General features: G+C 53.1%; 21 protein-coding genes and 1 tRNA gene. 18 read left to right on the top strand and 4 right to left on the bottom strand.

Going from position 1 to position 21,056, the window contains the following annotated elements; translation table 11 throughout:
- Positions 1-254: 254 nt before the first annotated feature.
- Entirely contained in the window at positions 255-605 is a 351-nt protein-coding gene (locus tag BQ7364_RS04455; RefSeq protein WP_072683594.1) for a hypothetical protein, read from the bottom strand.
- Positions 606-668: 63 nt separating this feature from the next.
- On the opposite strand from BQ7364_RS04455, the gene BQ7364_RS04450 reads away from it, so the two are divergent.
- Entirely contained in the window at positions 669-1,355 is a 687-nt protein-coding gene (locus tag BQ7364_RS04450; protein ID WP_072683593.1) for a DUF421 domain-containing protein, read from the top strand.
- Here BQ7364_RS04450 and BQ7364_RS04445 read toward each other — a convergent pair.
- Positions 1,257-2,579: an oligosaccharide flippase family protein gene (locus BQ7364_RS04445; RefSeq protein WP_072683592.1), complete on the bottom strand. Its 1,323-nt coding sequence runs from the start codon at positions 2,577-2,579 to the stop codon at positions 1,257-1,259. The two genes, BQ7364_RS04450 and BQ7364_RS04445, sit on opposite strands and share 99 nt — an antisense overlap.
- A gap of 72 nt (positions 2,580-2,651) precedes the next feature.
- Here BQ7364_RS04445 and BQ7364_RS04440 point away from each other — a divergent pair, with 72 nt between their 5' ends.
- The 7 genes from BQ7364_RS04440 to BQ7364_RS04410 all read left to right on the top strand — a co-directional run bounded on the left by BQ7364_RS04440 (position 2,652) and on the right by BQ7364_RS04410 (position 11,111).
- Positions 2,652-2,942 carry a post-transcriptional regulator gene (locus BQ7364_RS04440; protein ID WP_006060801.1) on the top strand — a complete coding sequence of 97 codons (291 nt, stop codon included), beginning with the start codon at positions 2,652-2,654 and terminating at the stop codon, positions 2,940-2,942.
- A complete protein-coding gene (locus BQ7364_RS04435; RefSeq protein WP_072683591.1) occupies positions 2,939-5,233 on the top strand; it encodes a protein translocase subunit SecDF in 2,295 nt (764 codons plus the stop codon). The genes BQ7364_RS04440 and BQ7364_RS04435 overlap by 4 nt, the downstream gene beginning before the upstream one ends.
- Before the next feature lie 103 nt (positions 5,234-5,336).
- Positions 5,337-6,941 (top strand): single-stranded-DNA-specific exonuclease RecJ, encoded by a 1,605-nt coding sequence (locus tag BQ7364_RS04430; RefSeq protein WP_072683590.1) that lies wholly within the window; start codon positions 5,337-5,339, stop codon positions 6,939-6,941.
- 58 nt (positions 6,942-6,999) lie between these two features.
- Positions 7,000-7,515 (top strand): adenine phosphoribosyltransferase, encoded by a 516-nt coding sequence (locus BQ7364_RS04425; RefSeq protein ID WP_072683589.1) that lies wholly within the window; start codon positions 7,000-7,002, stop codon positions 7,513-7,515.
- A gap of 66 nt (positions 7,516-7,581) precedes the next feature.
- Positions 7,582-9,762: a RelA/SpoT family protein gene (locus tag BQ7364_RS04420; protein ID WP_072683643.1), complete on the top strand. Its 2,181-nt coding sequence runs from the start codon at positions 7,582-7,584 to the stop codon at positions 9,760-9,762.
- 15 nt (positions 9,763-9,777) lie between these two features.
- Entirely contained in the window at positions 9,778-10,845 is a 1,068-nt protein-coding gene (locus tag BQ7364_RS04415) for an alpha/beta fold hydrolase (RefSeq protein WP_083538426.1), read from the top strand.
- Positions 10,846-10,865: 20 nt separating this feature from the next.
- Positions 10,866-11,111: a hypothetical protein gene (locus BQ7364_RS04410; protein ID WP_139248556.1), complete on the top strand. Its 246-nt coding sequence runs from the start codon at positions 10,866-10,868 to the stop codon at positions 11,109-11,111.
- A gap of 75 nt (positions 11,112-11,186) precedes the next feature.
- Here BQ7364_RS04410 and BQ7364_RS04405 read toward each other — a convergent pair.
- Together BQ7364_RS04405 and BQ7364_RS04400 are read right to left on the bottom strand one after the other, a co-directional pair.
- Positions 11,187-11,275 (bottom strand) — tRNA-Ser (locus tag BQ7364_RS04405).
- Positions 11,276-11,387: 112 nt separating this feature from the next.
- Complete coding sequence (locus BQ7364_RS04400; protein WP_072683587.1) at positions 11,388-11,759, bottom strand: DUF3899 domain-containing protein; 372 nt, start codon at positions 11,757-11,759, stop codon at positions 11,388-11,390.
- 224 nt (positions 11,760-11,983) lie between these two features.
- Between BQ7364_RS04400 and BQ7364_RS04395 the strand changes: the two genes are divergently transcribed.
- The 10 genes from BQ7364_RS04395 to BQ7364_RS04350 all read left to right on the top strand — a co-directional run bounded on the left by BQ7364_RS04395 (position 11,984) and on the right by BQ7364_RS04350 (position 20,984).
- Entirely contained in the window at positions 11,984-12,295 is a 312-nt protein-coding gene (locus BQ7364_RS04395) for a hypothetical protein (protein WP_072683586.1), read from the top strand.
- 38 nt (positions 12,296-12,333) lie between these two features.
- Positions 12,334-13,371 (top strand): V0D/AC39 family V-type ATPase subunit, encoded by a 1,038-nt coding sequence (locus tag BQ7364_RS04390; RefSeq protein ID WP_072683585.1) that lies wholly within the window; start codon positions 12,334-12,336, stop codon positions 13,369-13,371.
- A gap of 17 nt (positions 13,372-13,388) precedes the next feature.
- Positions 13,389-15,221, top strand: a complete 1,833-nt coding sequence (locus tag BQ7364_RS04385) for a V-type ATP synthase subunit I (protein WP_072683584.1) — start codon at positions 13,389-13,391, stop codon at positions 15,219-15,221.
- Between the two features lie 15 nt (positions 15,222-15,236).
- Positions 15,237-15,680, top strand: a complete 444-nt coding sequence (locus BQ7364_RS04380; protein ID WP_006060813.1) for an ATP synthase subunit C — start codon at positions 15,237-15,239, stop codon at positions 15,678-15,680.
- Positions 15,681-15,694: 14 nt separating this feature from the next.
- On the top strand, positions 15,695-16,003 hold the full coding sequence (locus BQ7364_RS04375) for a V-type ATP synthase subunit F (RefSeq protein ID WP_072683583.1): 309 nt from the start codon (positions 15,695-15,697) through the stop codon (positions 16,001-16,003).
- A gap of 10 nt (positions 16,004-16,013) precedes the next feature.
- Positions 16,014-16,601, top strand: a complete 588-nt coding sequence (locus BQ7364_RS04370; protein ID WP_072683582.1) for a V-type ATP synthase subunit E — start codon at positions 16,014-16,016, stop codon at positions 16,599-16,601.
- Positions 16,602-16,626: 25 nt separating this feature from the next.
- On the top strand, positions 16,627-18,381 hold the full coding sequence (locus tag BQ7364_RS04365) for a V-type ATP synthase subunit A (protein ID WP_072683581.1): 1,755 nt from the start codon (positions 16,627-16,629) through the stop codon (positions 18,379-18,381).
- Between the two features lie 13 nt (positions 18,382-18,394).
- Positions 18,395-19,807 (top strand): V-type ATP synthase subunit B, encoded by a 1,413-nt coding sequence (locus BQ7364_RS04360; protein WP_072683580.1) that lies wholly within the window; start codon positions 18,395-18,397, stop codon positions 19,805-19,807.
- Between the two features lie 4 nt (positions 19,808-19,811).
- Positions 19,812-20,438, top strand: coding sequence for a V-type ATP synthase subunit D (locus BQ7364_RS04355; RefSeq protein ID WP_006060818.1), 627 nt, complete (start codon positions 19,812-19,814; stop codon positions 20,436-20,438).
- 99 nt (positions 20,439-20,537) lie between these two features.
- Positions 20,538-20,984, top strand: a complete 447-nt coding sequence (locus BQ7364_RS04350; RefSeq protein ID WP_072683579.1) for a metallophosphoesterase family protein — start codon at positions 20,538-20,540, stop codon at positions 20,982-20,984.
- Positions 20,985-21,056 lie beyond the last annotated feature (72 nt).

Raw genomic sequence — 21,056 nt, 5'->3', positions numbered from 1 at the left:
AATTAAAACGATTGATCGCGAAAAGTCATAGGCGTTTCTGTGCTTCAACAAGGTAAAGTTGTCTGAAAATCCGCCGGCAGGTGAAAAGCTTGAAATAGAAGAGGAGAAAGATCAGTTCACAATTTTTTCTTTTTTAAGGTAGGATCATCCAAGTCTGGAATCCCGGAGCCGCACGCCCTGTTTTTTAGGATGACCGCGATCAAACAATAAAAAAGGCGATGGGCATTTTCATCGCCGTCCAAAGGGAAAAGAGTTTAATTATGTTTGCTGATCATCACGACGCAGCCGGCCAGAAAACAGATTCCCTTCGCCGCCAACGCGCCCAGAGCAGCCCAGCTTTTCTCTTCCATTAACAGCACGCCCAGCACCACCAGCACGATTAACAGCACCAACGCCTGCAGCAGCACCTTGCGCTTGGCTTTCTGAGCAAATAGAATTCCGCACACTGCGTACAGCAGCACGCCGCATAAAAGACAGCCAATTTGATAAATCGGCGTTCCCATCCAGTTAAAATAGTATAAAACGCTGAATAAGAACGAAACTAAGAGGGAACCGCCGAGAAAGACGGCGGCCAGTCTGAGATAGGGGTCAAGCAAGTGTTTCATGATGTCACCTCACTCCCATCTTACGCTGGAAATGCTGAATTATGTCAACAGGAGGAAGTCAAAGTGGAATATGTTGAACTCATTTCAAAATGTATTTTTTTCTATCTGATCATCATCATCTCGCTGCGGGTGATGGGCAAGCGCGAGGTCGGCGAACTGAGCGTGCTGGATATCGTCATTTATTTCGTCATGTCGGAGGTTTACGCCCTGTCCATATCCGAACCGGACCAGAGTATCTGGAAAGCACTGATTGCGATCCTGACGCTGACGGTGCTGCAGATCCTCATCGCCTGGGCCTGCCTGAAAAAGAAGAAATGGCGCGACTTTTTTGAAGGTAAGCCGAGTTTGATCATCTATAACGGTATGATCGACCAGATGGAGATGAAGAAGCAGCGCTATACGATCGACGATTTAATGTATCAGCTGCGTGATAAGGACATTTCAACGCCGGAGGAGGTTCAGTTTGCGATTCTGGAAAACAGCGGCACGCTGACGGTGTTAAAAAAAGATGCCAGCAAGCTGAAGTGGAAAGACCCGCTGATCTCCGACGGCATCGTGCAGCAGCAGGTGCTTCAGGCCATCGGCAAGGATGAGGCATGGCTGCGCGAACAGCTTGAAACCGAAGGCATCTCAGATCCGGCGGACGTGTTCTTATGCCTGTGGCAGAAAAATGGCTTTTTCGTCCTGAAAAAGACAGCGCAGAACCCGGCCGAGATGCAGCACGGTCGTCACCAGCATCCCGCTGACTAACGCGATTCCGACAGCCTGCGTGCCTAAGGGAATCGTCAGAAAGCTGATGCAGGCTAAGCGCGTCAGACAGCCGCAGGTCGTGTCGATCATCGCCTTCTGACTCTGGCCGAGCGCGTGCAGCACGCTGCTTAAGCAGGGCTGGATCGAATACAGAATAAACGGCAGCGCCAGCGAGCGCAGCAAGCCGACCATCTGCGTCTGGTGATAGAGCAGCTGACAGATCGGCTCGGCGAAGCAGAACAACGTCAGTCCGCTGGCGCAGCCGATGCCCAGACAGCACAAGCCGATCTGAAAGAATTGTTTGCGGGCATGATCCATGCGGTGACGGCTGGCCTGGTAGGTAAACGAGGGCAGCAGCCAGTTGCTTAGAGCGATTGTCGCAAAGCTGGGCAGCGTCAATAACGGCATGACGTAGCCGTTAAGCTGGCCATAGGTTGTGATCAGCTGCTGCTGAAGCAGGACGCCCGCGAACAGCACGAGGCACATCGGTTCCAGAAAACTCGTCAGGGAACCGATTAAACGGCTGCCGGTCATCGGCAGCGACAGGCTGAGCAATTCGTTGACGGTCTGCCAATGCAGGGAATCGGTTAAGGTGCTGACGTGATGCAGCACCCTTTTTTTACGTTTGAGCGCGATCAGCAGATGGACGATGCTGCCCATTTCTCCAACTGACATCGAAAACACCGCGATCGACGCCATTTTAACCGGATCGGTCGTCGGCGCCAGTGTGAAGCAGCCGATCAGAAAGAGAATCCGTGTGATTTCCTCGCTGATCTGGCAGGCCGTGGGCGGGATAATTTCCTGCCGGCCCATGAAATAACCTTTCAGCAGCCCTGAGATACTGACCAGCGGAATGATCGGTACGACCGCGCGCAGTACCGGAATCAGAACCTGCTGCTTCAAGACGACGGCCGCCAGCAACGGGATCACGAGGATGAAAAAGACTGTCAGAAGCAGGTTGTTGATCACCGAAAGCAGAACGGACGCTTTTAATACCGGCGTGTAGTCCTGACGCGAAGCGATGATCTTGCTGACGGCGCTGGGCAGCCCCATCTGGCCGAGCGTGATGAGGAACACCGTCGTCGGCATCGTCAGACTGTAATAATTCATCGCCTCGGCGCTGAGAACGCGCGCGCAGGCGATCCGAACAAAAAAGGAAAGGATTTTTGCGATCAATGAAAGGGTAAGGAGATGGACAGTTGATCGAATGATTTCTTTTTTCATTACTTTTTCCTCCACTTTTTATAAAGTATGATTTATAATAAATAAGTATGATTAAGAAAGGGGAGAGTTCAGATGGAATCCCTGGATCTGAAAAATAAGCAGATTCAGCTCACTCTGATGCTGAAGCTGCAGCAGCTGCAGCGTGAACAGCTTCCCGGCCTAAACTATAAAAATCTTGAGGATGTCATGCAGAAGCTGGTGTGGAAAAGGAATCAACCGAAGACTTTACACGAGGCTGTAAATGATATATTATCTTTATCGGCAGATCAGATTGTCCGCTTTTTGTCAAAGCAGGCGATCATTGAAGGGTATCATCAAGAATTATCAGAGTTTAGCGATTTAATAGGAGGAAGAAACGTATGAAAAAGGGGACAAGAACAAGTCGTTTAACGGTCTTCATCGTGACTGTTGTTGCCATCTTTGCAATGATCGGCATCTTCGCGCAGGATGTCGCCAGAAACACGACGCTGGGTTTGGATTTGCAGGGCGGCTTTGAGATCGTCTATCAGATCAGCCCGCTGCAGGAAGGCAAAGATTTGCCGGCGATGTCCGCGGTGGCGGAAAGCGTCAGCAAGCGCATTAACGTACTGGGGGTCAGCGAACCTCAGATTTTGATTGAAGGCAACGACCGCATCCGCGTGCAGCTGGCGGGGGTCAAGGATCAGGAGGAAGCCCGGCGGGTGATTTCCTCGACCGCGAACTTAACGTTCCGCGACGTCAACGACAACCTGCTTTCCGATGCAAGCATCATCAAGGAAGGCGGCGCTTCTTTAGGGTATGAAAACGGCGCGCCGGTCGTCAGCTTGAAGATTGCCGATCAGGCGAAGTTTGCGGAAATCACGCAGAAGGTTTCCGAAATGGGAACCGGCAACAACATTATGATTGTCTGGCTGGATTATGAAGACGGCGATTCCTATGTCAAGGAAGCGGCCGTAGCGCAGGCCGGGGGCGAAGCGAAGTATATCAGCGCGGCGCAGGTCAAGTCGGCAATTTCCGGCGACTGCGTCATCAGCGGCGGCTTTACGGAAAGCGAAGCGCGCGAGCTGGCGGAGCTGATCAATTCCGGCAGTCTGCCTGTCAAGATGACAGAAATTTACTCCAACGTCGTCAGTGCCGACTATGGCATCGGCGCGTTTAACAAGACTGCGACGGCGGGCATCGTCGGCGTGGCGTTAGTCATGGTCTTCATGTTGGTCGTCTACCGTTTCGCGGGCGTGATTGCCGACGTGATGCTGGCGCTGTATATCTTCGCGGTCTTCGCGATTTACGGCGGCATGGGCGGCGTCTTTACGCTGCCGGGCATCGCAGCGCTGGTTTTAGGCGTCGGCATGACCGTGGACGCGAACATCATCACCTTCGAACGCATCAAAGACGAGCTGTACGCCGGCCGTTCCGTTCAGAACGCCGTCAAAGAAGGACAGTCGACTTCGTTTGCGACGATCTTCGACGCGCAGTTCACGACGCTCTTAGCGGCGTTGATCATGTATATCTTCGGCACCGGCGCAGTCAAGGGCTTTGCGACGATGCTGATGGTCACCGTTTTCTGCACGATGGTGTTAAACGTGTATGTCTCCCGCTTCTTAGTCAATCAGATCGTGAAGTCCGGCGCGCTGGACAACAAGAAGATCTGGTTCGGCGTGAAGCAGTCGAATATTCCGGATGTGGCCAAGCGTCAGGAACAGTTTTATTTCGGTCCGTTTAAGAAGGTCGACTTTGTCGGCAAAGCGAAGTATTTGATTACAACCAGCCTGATTATTCTGGCGGCGGCGGTCGTGATGATCTGCGTCAACGGCTTTGGCGGCAAGGGTGCGCTGAATTTGGGGATCGACTTCTCCAGCGGCACGAAGATTACCGTTTCATCCAATGAAACGCTGAATACCAATGAGGTCCGCAGCGATTTTGAAGCGCTGGGCTACAAGCCGAGCCGCGTACAGGCTTCCGGCGATAAGGTTGTTTACGTCACGCTGAACCAGGCGTTGGAACAGGATCAGCTGACTTCGATCAAGGAAACGCTGACGGCGAAATATGGAATTGAGCCAAACGATAACGTCGTTACGCCGGTCGTCGGCCGCGAGTTGGTCAAGAACGCGATCGCACTGTCCTTGCTGGCGTGGGTGGCGATGCTGATCTACATCACGATCCGCTTTAAATGGGATTATGCGGTCAGCTGTATCGTTGCGCTGGTTCATGACGTTGCAATCGTTCTGGCGATCTTCGCCATCTTCAGAATGGAAATCAACATCGAGCTGATTTCCGTCATTCTGGCGATCATCGGCTATTCGATCAACAACTCGATCGTCGTCTTCGACCGCGTCCGCGAGTCGGTGGCGGAAAGCCGCAAGCCGAAGCTGACAAACGAAGATTACAAGCAGATCGTCAACGACTCGCTGGATAAGACGCTGGTGCGTTCCGTCTTCTCTTCGATCACAACGCTGCTGCCGATCATCGCGCTGCTGTTGATGGGATCGGGTGCGATCGTCACGTTCAACTTCGCGATGTTCGTCGGTCTGATCGCCGGCACCTTCTCCTCGATCTTCATTGCGCCGCAGATGTGGTATGCTATTCGCACCCATGTGAAGCCGAAGGAAAAGAAAAAGAAGAAAGTCAAAAAAGAAAAACTGGACGAACTGACGATTCCAGGCATCAACGATTAACCATCAGGAAGGCGGCGCGAGCCGCCTTTTGTGCATTAGAAAGGAGCGCGAGCCCAGACAGACAGCGTATTTTATGATAAAATAAACAATACAGGTGAAAAATATGAAAATTGAACGAATTGAAACCAACGGCGAAGAAAAACGGATCCGGCAGGAATTTGGCGTCAGCGAACTGTGCGCGAAGGTGCTGGCCTGCCGCTGCCAGGACGATGAACAAATCCGTCAGGTGCTGAATCCGGATCTGACGCTGCATCCTTGCCAAAGCCCGGAACTCACGCAGATTTTAAAACGGCTGGACACCGCGCGTCAGCGGCATGAAAAAGTGCTGATCGCCGGCGATTATGACGCCGATGGCCTGTGCGCGACCGCAATCATGAAAGAGGCGCTTGACCGAACAGGAATTGTCAACGGGTTTTACGTTCCCCACCGGCTCAACGAGGGTTATGGCTTATCTGCGCAGACCGTGCAGCTGGCCAGGGAAAAGGGCTATTCGCTGATCCTGACCGTGGATAACGGCGTGGCGGCGCATCCCGCGCTGGCCTTGGCGAAGCAGCTGGGCGTGGAAGTGATCGTCACCGATCATCACGTAATCCAGCAGGAGCCTGAATGTCTGACGCTGCTGCACCCGTCGCGGATGGGCAGGCCATGGCAGTATTGCTGCGGAGCCGGGGTGGCGCTGCAGCTGTCGATGGCGATGACGGGTCCGCGCAAACGTCCGATCATGCTGGCGGCGATCGCGACGATTGCCGATATGATGCCGCTGTGGGAAGAAAACCGGATTCTGGTGCGGCTGGGACTGAAATATCTTAACGAACGCCAGTTTACGGCGATCGAAGCGCTCAATGAAAAGAAATGCGAGCTGTGGACGGAGAAAGAAGTCGCCTACCAGATCGTGCCGAAGCTCAACGCTGCTGGCCGGCTGGCCGAGCTGTGCAATATCAACAACATCGTGCGCTATCTGCTGCTGGAAGATCCGGCACAGATCGAATCCGCGGCGGCGCAGATCCGCCAGATTAATCAGAAGCGCCGCCAGATGAGCGACAAGATGACCAAAACGGCGATGGAACAGATGCATCCTGAGGATCCTTTCCATGTGATTGCGGACGGGGAATTCCACGAAGGCATCGTCGGTCTGGTCGCGGGCCGGATCATGAACGAAACGCATCGGCCGACGCTGGTGCTGGCGCCCAGCGCTCAGGGCTACAAAGGTTCGGTGCGCAGCGTACCGGGTTTGGATATCCAGACCTTCTTTGAGGATCTGCGCGGGTATCTGATCCAGTTTGGCGGCCATGCTCAGGCAGCCGGCATCGAAGTCGCGGCGGATCAGCTGGAACCGTTGAGGCAGGCGATCCTGGCTAAAATGAAAACGCTGAATTTAGCGCTGCAGGAGCCGACGCTGCAGGTATTGCCGGTCAGCGCTCAGGAAATCAATCTGACGGCGCTGCATGAGCTGGATCAGTTGGCTCCGTTTGGGCAGCAGTTTGAGCCGGTGACCTTTGAGGTCAGCGGGCTGACGATTCTGCAATACGCCAAAATGAAAGAAGTTTATCCTAAATGGCAGACGACCAACGGCGTCGATCTGATCGACGCGATCAGCTTTAACCGGGAACTGGACAATCCGCATCCGGTCAGCTGGATCGGTCAGCTGCAGATCAACCGCTTCCGCGGGCGGGAAAAGTGCTCGATTCTTGTGGAAACTGTTGAATAAAACAGTTCAATTTGATAAAAATTTGTTATAATAACGGTATTATAGGAGGCATCCATCCATGGACTTTAAAAAATATATTGCTTCAATTCCTGATTTCCCGCAGCCGGGCGTGCTGTTCCGCGATATTACGCCGCTGATGAGCAACGGCGAAGCGTTCCACGCGGCGACATCAGAAATTCAGAAGTTTGCCGAACAGGTCGGCGCGGAAGTGATCGCAGGGCCAGAATCCCGCGGCTTCATCTTCGGCTGTCCGGTGGCCGCGAATCTGCATATCGGCTTTGTGCCGGTCCGCAAGCCGGGCAAGCTGCCGCGTGAAACGATCAGCTACCGCTACGATCTGGAATATGGATCCAACGAACTGCACATGCACAAGGACGCGATCAAGCCGGGGCAGAAAGTGCTGATCGTCGACGATCTCTTGGCGACCGGCGGCACCGTTCAGGCCACGATTAAAATGATCGAAGAACTGGGCGGCGTGGTTGTCGGCTGTGCGTTTCTGATCGAGCTGGAAGGCTTGAAAGGGCGCGAGGCGCTGGCGGGCTACGAAGTCTTTACGTTGATGTCCTACGAATAAGCCGAAGAGGATTCTCTTCGGTTTTTCTCAAAAAAGGGGGAATGGGTTGTGGATAAAGGGAATACGATGATCACGCTGGATGAGCTGATGAATGAGGTGAAGACCTACATCCAGGAGCCGGACAGCCTGGCTCTGATCGAAAGGGCGTACCGCTATGCGCAGGAACACCATCAGGGGCAATTCCGCCGCAGCGGGGAACCGTATATGATCCACGCCGCCCAGGTGGGTTATATCCTGGCGACGATGAAGGTCGGACCGCGGACGATCTGCGCGGGGCTTCTGCACGACGTGCTGGAGGACTGCGGCGTTTCGGCCGAGCAGATGAGCGCGGATTTCGACGAGGAAATCACGATGCTGGTGGAAGGGGTCACCAAGATCGGCAATCTGAAATTTAAGGACGAGAAGGAATATCAGGCGGCGAATCATCGTAAGATCTTTATCGCGATGGCCAACGATATCCGCGTAATCGTGATCAAGCTGGTCGACCGGCTGCACAACATGCGCACGCTGCAGTACATGCCGCCGCAAAAGCAGCAGAAGATCGCGGCGGAAACGCTGCAGGTCTACGCGCCGATCGCCCACCGCTTAGGTATCAGCGAGATCAAAAACGAATTGGAGGATCTCAGCTTTTACTATCTCGACCGCGAGAAATACTATGAGATCGCACATCTGGTCGAAGAGAAAAAGGCGATGCGGGACGAGCAGGTCAAGCACATGATCCGCGACATTTCTGAAATGCTGCAGGAAAAAAACATCGAATTCCGGATTTTCGGCCGCAGTAAGCATCTTTACAGCATCTACAAAAAGATGAAGACGAAGAACAAACGGTTTGAGGAAATCCTCGATTTGTTAGCGATCCGGATCGTTACTCAGACCAAGCTGAACTGTTATGAAATCCTCGGCTATATCCACGCCGCTTACCGCCCGATTCCCGGTCGCTTGAAGGACTATATCGCGGTGCCGAAATCGAACATGTACCAGTCGCTGCACACGACGATCGTCGGCGATGAAGGGCGCATTTTTGAGATTCAGATCCGCACCGAGGAGATGGACAGTATCGCCGAGATGGGCATTGCGGCGCACTGGCGCTACAAGGAAGGCACGAAGTATGATCCGCATAAGGAACAGCGTGAAATCGAACAGAAGCTGTCGTGGTTCCGTGATCTGTCGGCGCTGACCGGCGATCTCAGCGATGATCCCAACGAATACATGGATACGCTGCAGAAGGATATCTTTGAGGCGAACGTCTATGTCATGACGCCGAAAGGGCGGGTCATCGAGCTGCCTAACGGCTCCACGCCGATTGACTTCGCCTACCGTGTGCATACCGAGGTCGGCCATTCCACCGTCGGCGCGATGGTTAACGAAACGCTGGTGCCGCTGAACACGCCGTTAAAAACCGGCGACGTCGTGCAGATCAAGACGTCCAAGCAGTCCGCGGGCCCAAGCGAGGACTGGCTGAAATTTGTCAAGACCAACCATGCGAAAAACAAGATCCGCGGCTTTCTGCAGAAGAAGGAAGTCGAGAAGAAACAGGAGTTTATCGAACGGGGCGAACAGATCATCCGCGACGAGCTGAAAAAACGCGGCTATCCGGAAAAGGATTATTTTGAACGGAAAAAGATTGAAAGCATTCTGACGGCGTTTCAGGTCGGCTCCTATACCGATCTGATGTACGGGATCGCCGTGAAGTCGATCTCGGTGATCAGCGTCATTGAAAAGCTGACAAATCAGAAAAAACCGATCATTCTGGATAATGAAACGGTCAGCCGGTCGTTTTCTCCAGCCCGCAAAGCGCCGAGCAAATCCGGGATTATCGTGCCGGGCATCGAGTCGATGATGATTTCGCTGGCCGGCTGCTGCAGCCCGATCCCGGGCGATGAAATCGTCGGTTATATCTCCAAGGGCAACGGCGTCAAGGTTCACCGCCGGGATTGTCCGAACGTCGCCAACGAGAAATCGCGGCTGATCGACGTGGAATGGGACGACCGCCGCGAACCGCGCAAATATGAAGCGACGATTCAGATTTACAGCCACGACCGCAATTTCCTGTTAACTGATTTGATGACGGTCATCTCGCAATGCAAGGCATCGCTGCAGAATATCAATTCCTCCGTCAATCAGGAAGAATTGACGGTATCGACAAAAATCATGCTGCTGGTCGATGATTACGATCATTTAAAAACGCTGATCGCCAATCTGAAAAAGGTGAACAGCGTGGTCAGCGTGGAACGGGTAATCCAGTAAAGGAGGACTTCATACATGAAACTCAGTACGAAATGTTTACTGACAACTTTCGGCGCCGCCGCTGCGGTGGGAACGGCGTATGCCGTGCAGCGCAAGGCTAATCAGCGAAAGCAGCGTTTTGATCAAGACGCCGGGTTTGAGCTGAAGGAATACCGGATGATCAATGGGATTCAACAGTATCTGGTGCACCGCACGGAGAACGATGAAAATCCGGTGCTGTTAGTTCTGCACGGCGGGCCGGGCGAATCCGCGATGCCGACGCGCTATCTGTATCAGCGCGAATGGGAAAAGTATTTCACGGTGGTGAATTGGGATCAGCGGCTGTGCGGCAAGACGCTGCAGATCAACGCCGATCAGAAGGAGGAGCTGGCTTCTTCGCTGACGCTGGATCAGCTGATCGAGGACACGCGTGAGATCTGCGATGTGCTGCGTGCGCAATATCATCAGGATAAGATTTTCATTCTCGGTCATTCCTGGGGCAGCGTGCTGGGCACGATGTTTGTTCGCAAGTATCCTGACCGCGTGAAAGCTTACGTCGGCGTCGGTCAGGTCGTCAGTATGCGGCGCAACGAAGAAACCGGCTATCAGAAAGTGCTGCAGAAAGCGCGGATCGCCGGAGCGGATCACGACGTCCAACGGCTGTTGGCACTGACGCCGTATCCCCAAACGCAATTTGATCAGGAAATGATGGATAAAATGATGGCCGTGCGCAGGCTGCAGCGGAAATATCATCTCGCTGCTCCAATCTCGCTGAAAGCTCTGTGGCAAATGCTGGTGGCGCCCGATGTCAACCCTGGCGAGTTCTCAGTCTACTTCAACCTTGATTTCAAGCTGCAGCTGCCGTTGCTTCAGGAACTGATGAGCTTTGATCTGGAAGCACTGGATCGGCATTACGAAGTCCCAGTGTACTATTTGTTAGGCGATCAGGACTGGCAGACGCCGTATCCGATCGCGCAGGAATACTTCGCGGGGATCGAAGCGCCGCGGAAGCAGCTGATCCTGATTCCGAATGCCGGACATAATACGATGATCGACCAGCCGGAGTTTTTCCTCAATGCGCTGCGCGCCGTCTTGTTAGCGTAGTCTTCATTTTTTATAAAAGGATGTGGGAAGCCATGTCCTTTTTTACAGGTAAAAGTAAAGAAGAAAGTTTGTTGCCAAGGGACAGATCACATTACGGGTTATGCTTCGGTTTCAAGACTGCCGCCGCAACCAGAAGAGTGCTTGATCTTCTGATGAAATTTCAGTTAAATCCGGCGATTGAAACTATAAGTCAGGCTCGAAACTTGGTAAAGGAAAGTTGGCAGGAAATCTCTTTTTTTGCCATGATCCGCTTCAAGGATCCCTGATCGCGCTGCCGCCTGCGGGGACCCGCGTTTGGGAAAATACGAAAAAAGCTCTCGAATGAGAGCTTTATTTACATATGGCGGAGAAAGAGGGAGTCGAACCCCCGCAGGCTTTCACCTCTGCCAGTTTTCGAAACTGGTCCCTTCGGCCACTTGGGTATTTCTCCGTGTGCCTTCTTATTATACAAAATTCTTTTCAAAAAATCGAGTCCTAAATGAAAAGAAATGCAAAAAAATTCAAAGGCGTTCAAAATGACGATGAATCGATTCCCTTCTCATTCAGATCACTTCATAGAAGATCGTTAATAAAATACTCAACGTCAGAAGCAGGCCGGCCAGCTTTAACACGAAGTGTCCGCTGTCTTTCCGCCGTGCTTTCTGTTTCTGCGCGTAATCGAAATACCGCTGCGGCTGCGTTTCGGGATGGCGCATCAACAGGTTCTTCGCCGACGAAAACGAATAGGACAGAAAATCAAAATAACCACCGTGAATCAAAAACTCCACCAGTCCCACGACAAGCAGAACCAGACTGAGGATCGACAGAACGTCGATAAACATCAATAACGGATTGTCAGAAAAAAAGGCGCACCCGGCGCTGAAAATCAACGCCGCCAAAGTGAAGCTCAATAAAGATTTAAGATTTTTTTTCATACGCTACCTCGGGGGCTATTATATCAAATCCCGCACGAAAGATGAAACTAATTTCACAAAATTGTCATATTTCATTCCAAATTTTTAAGGATATCATTCGCAACATTGGTACGATTTTTAGTCAATGCAGTAAAATTAAAGGTTTCATTTTTTCCATGATTGAAAATTGATTTTGAAAGGAATATACTAAGTGGCGTGCTTTAAACAAGGAGGGAGGTCGTGCTATGGAATCTGAGATCCTGGATCTGATTCAAGCGGATCAGAAGACGCGAAAAGCGGTAGAAGAAGCGCATCGGATGAAATTTGAGCTGAAGCGGAAAATTGCCGATACGGAAAAGCAGATCAGCGAAGACGCGTGGAAAGAAGTTCATCAGCGGGTCGACGCAAAAAAAGCCGAGCTGGATTATCAGATCAGCCAGGTGGAATCCGAGAATTTGAAGGAATATGAGCAGGAGCTGAAGCGGCTTCAGGCTCATTATCTGGAGAAAAAAGAGGAATGGCAGAAAGAACTGGTTCGCCGTTGCCTGGAAATTTGAACGTCCAGCATACGACCTAGTTAAAAAGGAGGGGTGCCATGGGAACCGCATCGAATGCAGCAATGGCGACCAAAGCCAAGGCGATGTTTGGAAAACGGCTGACGGCTTCGGATTACCAGCAGCTGCTGCAGAAGAAATCAATTCCGGAAATCGCTTCTTATCTTAAAAACGAAACGCTGTTTCGGGAAGCGCTGGAAGGATACAGTGAAACCGGGCTGCACCGCGGTCAGCTGGAAATGCTGATCCGGCGCGATCTGGGAACCCGGCTGTCCCGGCTTTTACGGTATGCCAGTACCAGTGGGGATAAGTTTTATCGCTACGGCATCATGATGAGCGAGGTTGAGCAGATCATGGCCTGCATCCGCGCCTTTAATGATGAGGACAACTACAAGATGATCGGCGAGCTGCCGCTGTATATCGAAAAGAGTACGTCGTTCGATATCCGGGCGCTGGCTCAGGTGCGCGATTTCAATGCGCTGCTGGAAGTGCTGGATAAAACGCCGTATGCCGATCTGATCCGTCCATTCTCCGTGACGGACATGGAGGAGTTTGATTATACGGCCTGCGAAAGCGTCCTGCAGAAGTATTTCTATGATCAGGTCATGAAGATCGTCGATCAGGAGTTCAGCGGCAAGGTGAAAAAGGAGATCCGGGAGATTTTCCTGACCCAGATCGAATTGGACAACATCACGCGGATCTATCGTTCCAAACGGTATTTCAACGCGACGCCCGCGCAGATCAAAAAAGTCATCAATCCGGTTTACCTGCGGATACCGAAGCGGGAATTGGAGGATATGATCGATCACTGCAACGCTGAGGAATTCATGGAACGGCTGGCCCGTTCCGCCTATCACAACTATCTGGATTCCTCCAACTTCGCGTACATTGAATATCACGCGCAGTCGATCAATTATAACCTGAACAAGCGGCACATGATGTTTTCGACCAATCCGGACATCGTGCTGATCGCGTATCTGGTATTGTCGGAAACGGAAATTCAAAACGTCGTTGATATTATCGAGGGTGTCCGCTATGGAATCCCGGCCGATAAGATTAACCGGCTGTTGATTTATTAAGAAGAAAGGGGGAGCTTATGTCAATCGTAAAAATGAAGCTGGCGACGGTGCATGCCGGAGCCGATCAGTTTCAGGACGTGCTGAAACGCTGCGTATCCTGCGCTCAGTTCCATCCGGAACCGGCGGCGCATCTGATCAACGATGAGAACGGCGGCAAGGCGCTGCAGGACGAAAATGTCTACAACGAATACCTGAACCAGCTGAAAAATATTGGCCATAGCGTCGGTTTCGAGCTGAAAGCCGGACCGGTCAGCCGCAGCTATGAAGAAGCGGAAATTGAAGCGTTTATCAAGGAAGTCAACGAGCAGTTTGCGATGATCGCGGATACGCACGAGCTGATGACCTTGACGGGCAACGATGAAATCGCTTTGGAAAAAGTGCGGAGCTATGGATTTGAGGCGATGCATGAGTGCCAGTATATTTCGTTCGGAATGGGCCGTCTGCCGGCGGAAAGCTTCAAAAAGCTGAGCCTGATCGAAAAGAAGAACTTCGTCGTTGAGGAGCTGCATAAAAGCGGCCAGTACGTCTGGATCCTGTATGCGACGTCCAACACCTTCGTTAAAGAAGTCAGAAAATGTATGGAAAGCCTGTTCATTGAGGAAATTCCAATTCCACGCATCGACGGAAAGAAAATCCTGGAACAGTATAAGGAAAAGCTGACGGAGGTTTATTCCTATTGTGCGTATACCAGCGAAATCCGTAAGCTGTACCGCTATGTCGTGCAGGTGCAGGACGACTATCAGCTGGCTGGCTTTGTGCCGGCAAAAACAGCGGATCAGTTTGTCCGGCTGTTTGACGGGCTGAATGTCCGCGTTGATCTGGCTGAACCGGAAACGGCGCCGCAGCTGGTGCCGCCGACGATGCTGCACAACGTCTGGCTGTTCCGTCCGTTCGAGATGTTCGTCGAGATGTATGGTCTGCCGAATTATCATGACCTGGATCCGACGCCGTTTGTGGCCGTCACGTTCTGCCTGTTGTTCGGCATCATGTTCGGCGATCTCGGTCAGGGCGCGCTGCTTCTGATCGGCGGTCTGCTGCTGGAAAAAATCAAGCATAACCGGCTGGCCGGCATCGTCGGCCGGGCGGGATTGACGTCGATGATCTTCGGCTTCCTGTTCGGATCAGTCTTCGGCGTGGAAACACTGCTCAATCCAGTGCATCAGAGCCTGTTCGGCGTTCGCGAGAAGCTGTTTGAGGTCATGGACGCCAGCGCGACGATGCCGTTATTGATCGGCGCGGTTGCGATCGGCGCAGTGCTGATCCTGATGACGATGATCATCAATATCTATCTGAATATCAAGCGCAAAGAGATGGCGGAAGCGCTGTTCTCGCAGAACGGCGTGGCCGGATTTATTTTCTACGGCTATATCATTCTGTTTTTGATCGGCATGTTCATGCCGGATATGCTGCCGTTTAATCCGGGAAGCAAGCCGCTCATGATTTTGTTCATCGGCGTGCCGGTCGTCCTGTTCTTCATGAAGGAACCGTTAAACGGCTTAATGAAGGGCGAGGGGCTGACGCCGCATCAGGGCTGGGGCAACTTCGTGCTGGAAGAAGTGTTTGAAGTGCTGGAAATCATCCTGAGCTTCGTCACCAATTCCCTGTCTTACCTGCGTGTCGGCGGCTTCGTTCTGAGCCATGCCGGCATGATGCTCGTCGTCATGACGCTGGTCAAAATGACCGGCAACGCCGGACCGGTCGTCTTCGTGCTGGGCAACTTGTTTGTCATGGGCTTAGAAGGTCTGATCGTCGGCATTCAGACATTGCGTCTGGAATATTATGAAATGTTCAGCCGCTACTTTGTCGGCAACGGGAAGAAATTTACGATGATCTCATCGGAAAATGCATAAGGAGGAAAATAAACCATGTTAACATTACTTGAAATGCTGCTGCCTTTGATCGCCGTGATCCTGGTGATCGCTCCGCTGTTCTTCATCTACAAAAAGGGCGCTTCCGCTGAAAACCTGAAAACCAAGCTGATCGCGCAGATCTGCGTCTTCGGCGGCGTCTTCGTCTTAGCTGTCCTGTTCCAGTTCGGCGGCGTCCATGCGCTGGCGGAAGGTACGGCGGCCGCCAATTCCATCACCGGCACTTTAGCTCAGGGGATGGGCTTTATTGCAGCGGCGCTGGCGACGGGCTGTTCGGCAATCGGCGCCGGCTGGGCGGTGGCTTCCGCGGCTCCGGCAGCGATCGGAGCGATCTCGGAGAATTCGGAAAACTTTGGTAAGGCGATCATCTTCGTCGCGTTGGGCGAAGGTGTTGCGATCTACGGTCTGCTGATTTCCATCCTGATCATCAATAAGCTGTAAGATCGGGGATTGTCATGAAACTTTATTTGATCAGTGACAATATTGATACCCAGATGGGCATGCGCTTAGCCGGGGTCGAAGGCGTCGTGGTCCACGAACGGGACGAGGTGCTGGCCGCTTTGAACAAAGCGATTGAAAACCCCGAGATCGCGATCGTGTTAATGACGACGAAAATCGTCAACACCTGCCCGGACGTGGTATCCGATTACAAGCTGCGGCTGTCCAAGCCGCTGCTGGTCGAAATTCCAGATCGTCACGGGTCAGCCAAAATCGGAGAAACGATCGACCGCTACATCAGCGAAGCGATCGGCATCAAATTGTGAGGTGAAAACAATGGCAGAGAAGACAGAAGCGCTCACGGCTATCCTGGAGGACATTCAGGATCAGGCCGGCTTGGTTACCGATCAGATTCATTCTGAGGTGCAGCAGCTGCAGGACGAGGAGATTCATTTCTTCACGGAATCGCTGCATAAGGAAACCGGGCACTACGAAGAAAAAGAAATCAGCGAGCTGGAGCTGCTGCAAGCCACGAAGACCTCCCAAGCCAAGCTGAAAATCAAGCGGGATCTGCTGGCGCAGCGCCAGGCGATGGCCGCGGAACTGTTTGACCACGTGGCTGACGAGCTGAAAGCGTTCGTGGCTTCCTCCGCTTACGCGGATTTACTCGAAAAGAAGCTGGATAAGCACGCGAAGATCGCCGGCAAGGCCGGAACGTTCATCGTGCGCGAACAGGACGAAGCGCTGATGCGCGAAATCTTAAAGCGCAAGGGCTTTTCTCAGTCGGTGGAAACAGCGTATCTGGAATTTGGCGGATGGCGCTTTATGTGTCCGTCAGAGGGCTTTGAGATCGACGAAACGCTGGACAACGCATTAAGAAATCAGAAAGAGTGGTTCCAGAACAATTCCGGATTCACATTGTAATACGACAAAAACCGAGGTGAAGACATTGAATAACAATTTGATCTATTCAATCAACGGACCGGTTGTCACCGTCAAGGATTCCAAAGACTTTTCCATGCAGGAGATGGTCTTTGTCGGCAATAAGGAAATGATGGGGGAAGTCATCGGCATTGATGAACAGTACACGACGATTCAGGTGTACGAATCCACCACGGGTCTGAAACCGGGCGAACCGGTTCGGCCTTCCGGATCTCTGTTGTCTGCGACGCTGGGGCCGGGAATTCTGAAAAATATCTTCGACGGCATCGAACGTCCGTTAAAAGAGCTGATGGAAACCGAAGGCGCGTTCATTGCCGCCGGAACGACGGTTTCCCCGCTGGATGAAGAAAAACTGTGGGACGTGACGATGCAGGTCAAGCTGCACGACCGTTTGCGTCCGGGACAGATCTACGCGACCTGCCCGGAAACCGAGCTGATCGAGCATCGCTGCATGCTCAGTCCGATGCTTCCGGAAGGCGAGGTCATTTTCGTCGCTGAAAACGGTCAATTTCATATCAACGACGAGATCGTGCGGATCCGTGACGATCAGGGCGAAGAACATGCGCTGACGCTCACTCAGAAATGGCCGATCCGCAATCCGCGGCCGGTCGGCTATCGCAAGCCGATCACCCGTCCGCTGATCACCGGTCAGCGCGTCATCGACACGCTGTTCCCGATCGCCAAGGGCGGCGCAGCCGCCATTCCGGGCGGGTTTGGCTCGGGCAAGACGATGACCCAGCATCAGCTGGCGAAATGGTGCGACGCCGACATCATCGTGTATGTCGGCTGCGGCGAGCGCGGTAACGAAATGACTCAGGTTCTGGAGGAATTCACGGACCTGATCGACCCGAAAAGCAACAAGCCGCTGCTGGCGCGGACAGTCTTGATCGCCAATACGTCCAACATGCCGGTCGCGGCGCGTGAAGCGAGCATTTACACCGGCATCACGCTGGCGGAATATTACCGCGATATGGGCTATCACGTCGCGATCATGGCCGACTCCACCAGCCGGTGGGCGGAAGCGCTGCGTGAAATTTCTGGACGTCTGGAAGAAATGCCGGCGGAAGAAGGCTTCCCGGCGTATCTGCCGTCGCGGATCTCGCAGTTCTATGAACGTGCGGGCTATATCGAAACCTTAAACGGAGCCGAGGGTTCCGTCACGATTATCGGCGCAGTCTCGCCGCAGGGCGCGGACTTCTCCGAGCCGGTCACCCAGAATACCAAGCGGTTTGTGCGCTGCTTCTGGGCGCTGGATAAGTCGCTGGCATATGCCCGTCACTATCCGGCGATCAACTGGAACGACAGCTATTCCGAATATCTGGACGATCTGGCACGCTGGTACGACAAGAACGTCGACCATGAATTCAACGCGCTGCGTCAGGAAATTCAGGCGATCCTGCATGAAGAGAATCAGCTGATGGAAATCGTCAAGCTGATCGGCTCCGACGTGCTGCCGGAAGATCAGAAGCTGACGATGGAAATCGCCAAAGTGATCCGCGTCGGCTATCTGCAGCAGAATGCTTACCATCCAGCCGATACCTACGTGCCGTTTGAGAAGCAGTTCAAGATGCTGAAGATTATCTCGTATCTCAACGCACAGGCCAAAAAGCTGGTGGCCAGGCGGATTCCGGTATCGCTGATTGCCAAGACCGGAATTATCGACAAGGTCGTCAAGATTAAATACGACGTGCCGAATGATCAGCTGGAGCTTCTGGACGGTTATTTTGAGATGATCGATCAGGCTCTGGCCCAGGTGGAATAGGAGGAGAAAACAGATGAGCGTTCAATTAATGGGTTTGAATGAAATCAACGGTTCTCTTGTTGCCCTGGACAACGTCGAGGACGTCAGCAATGAAGAAATGGTTGAAATTGAGCTGACCGACGGCTCCGTGCGCAGCGGCCGTGTCGTCCAGATCGAGGGCCGACGCGCGATCATTCAGGTGTTTGAAGGCACGACCGGATTATCCAAAATCAACAACAAGACCCGTCTGTTAGGTCATCCGATGGAGCTGGCGGTGTCCCAGGAAATTCTGGGCCGGATCTTCAACGGCGCGGGCGAGCCGATCGACGGTTTGGGCGAGGTGTACGCGGAGAAGCGTCTGGATATCAACGGTCAGCCGCTCAATCCCGTTGCCCGGAAATATCCGCGCAATTATATCAACACCGGAATTTCTGCGATTGACGGTTTAAACACGCTGATCCGCGGGCAGAAGCTGCCGATTTTTTCCGGCTCCGGTATGCCGCATGACAAGCTGGCCGTTCAGATCGTCCGGCAGGCGCAGCTGGCCGAGGGTGATGGGAAGAACTTCGGCATCGTGTTCGGCGCGATGGGCGTCAAGAACGACGTCGCCGATTACTTCAAGCGCAGCTTTGAGGAAACCGGCGTCATGGAAAAGGTCGTCATGTTCATCAATCTGTCCAACGATCCGATTATCGAACGGACGCTGACCCCGCGCTGTGCTTTGACGGCCGCGGAGTATCTGGCGTTTGAAAAGAACATGCACATTCTGGTCATCTTAACGGATATGACCTCATATTGTGAGGCGCTGCGTGAAGTGTCCAGTTCCAAGGGCGAGATTCCGGGCCGTAAGGGATATCCGGGATATCTGTACTCCGATCTGGCTTCGCTGTATGAAAGAGCGGGGATTGTCGAGGGCGTGGAAGGCTCAGTCACGCAGATTCCGATCCTGACGATGCCCAACGACGACATCACCCATCCGATTCCGGACTTAACGGGCTATATCACCGAGGGCCAGATCGTACTGGACCGCTCGCTGCATCAGACCGGGATTTATCCGCCGATCGGCGTGTTGGCTTCCTTGTCCCGTCTGATGAAAGACGGCATCGGCGAAGGCTATACCCGCAAGGATCATGCCGACGTGTCCAACCAGCTGTTCGCCTGCTATGCCAAGGTGCAGGACGCGCGCTCGCTGGCTTCGGTTATCGGCGAGGATGAGCTGTCGGATATGGATAAGAAATACATGGCGTTCGGCCGGCTGTTTGAGAAGGTCTTCGTCGGTCAGGGCTTTGATTCCAAGCGTTCGATCAACGAAACGCTGGATCTGGGCTGGGCGCTGTTGTCCACGCTGCCGATCGAAGCGCTGGATCGTCTGGATCCGGAAGTCATCAAGGGAAATTACGATCCGAAGCGGGCCGCGCGGATGCTGAATCTAAGCGGTCAGGAGTAGGCTTATGGAAAACAAGGTATTCCCGACCAAGGGCAACCTGATCGCGTCCAAAAAGTCGCTGGCGCTGGCCCGGATGGGCTATGATCTGCTGGACCGCAAACGGAACGTGCTGATCCGCGAAATGATGCAGTTAGTCGATAAAGTTAAAATGCTGCGTGACGAGATTACCCAGAGCTATGCGACGGCGTATTATCTTCTGCAGCAGGCCAACGTCTCAACCGGCATTATCTCCGATATCGCCGCCAGCGTGCATGTCGAAACCGGCGTGCATGTCACCTACCGCTCAGTCATGGGCGTTGAGGTGCCGTCCGTCAGCATCGAACCGTCGGAAACGAAAATGGAGTATGGCTTTGAAGGCACGAACTCCCGTGTCGATGAAGCGTACCTGCAGTTTCACCGCGTCAAGGAGCTGACGATCATCCTGGCGGAGGTCGACAACAGCGTGTACCGGCTGGCTAATGCGATCCGCAAGACGCAGAAGCGGGCCAACGCGCTGAAGAATATCAGTATTCCGAATCTGGAAGCGACCGTGAAATTCATCACAGAATCGCTGGAAGAAAAAGACCGTGAGGAATTCTCCCGCCTGAAGGTCATCAAGGCGAACAAGGCGAAGGAAACCGCCGTCGAATAAATGGTAAAAAACCGCAGAAATCCGCAAATAAGGCCGGATTCGCTGCGGTTTTTTTTGGGTTTGGCGTATAATAAGGGACACGAGGGAGGATGAGCGGCAATGCGGATAGGTTTGATCTCGGATACGCACAACGTCCTGCGTCCGCAGGTAATCGAACTGTTAAAAACTTGCGATGCAATCTGGCATGCGGGCGATTTCTGCGAACCGGAAATCTGGGAAGCGCTGAACGCGCTGAAACCGCTGCGCGGCGTGCAGGGCAACAATGACGAAGATCCTTTTTTTGAACGGCTGCCTACTATCGACGAGTTTGACTGCGGAGGGCTGCATATTGCGATGGCGCACAGCCGACGTTCGCTGGATTGCGTGCGGGCTGATCTGAAAATTTTCGGTCATTCCCACCAGTTTTGCGACGAGCAGCTTAAAACGGTGCGCTGGCTGAATCCCGGCAGCTGCGGGCGAAAGCGGTTTAATCTGGAGCTGACGATGATGATATTGACAATTAAGGATCAGAAGCTGCAGGTCGAGCGGATCGATCTTAGCCGCTAAGAAGTCCGGCTGCGGCGAGCTTTGCCGCAGCTTCGACCTTGAACCGGAAATCAAAAAAAGAACGGAACTCTG

This window comes from Holdemania sp. Marseille-P2844 (genome assembly GCF_900120005.1).
Classification (GTDB): Bacteria; Bacillota_I; Bacilli_A; order Erysipelotrichales; family Erysipelotrichaceae; genus Holdemania.
This window is presented reverse-complemented; position numbering and strand designations above follow the sequence as displayed.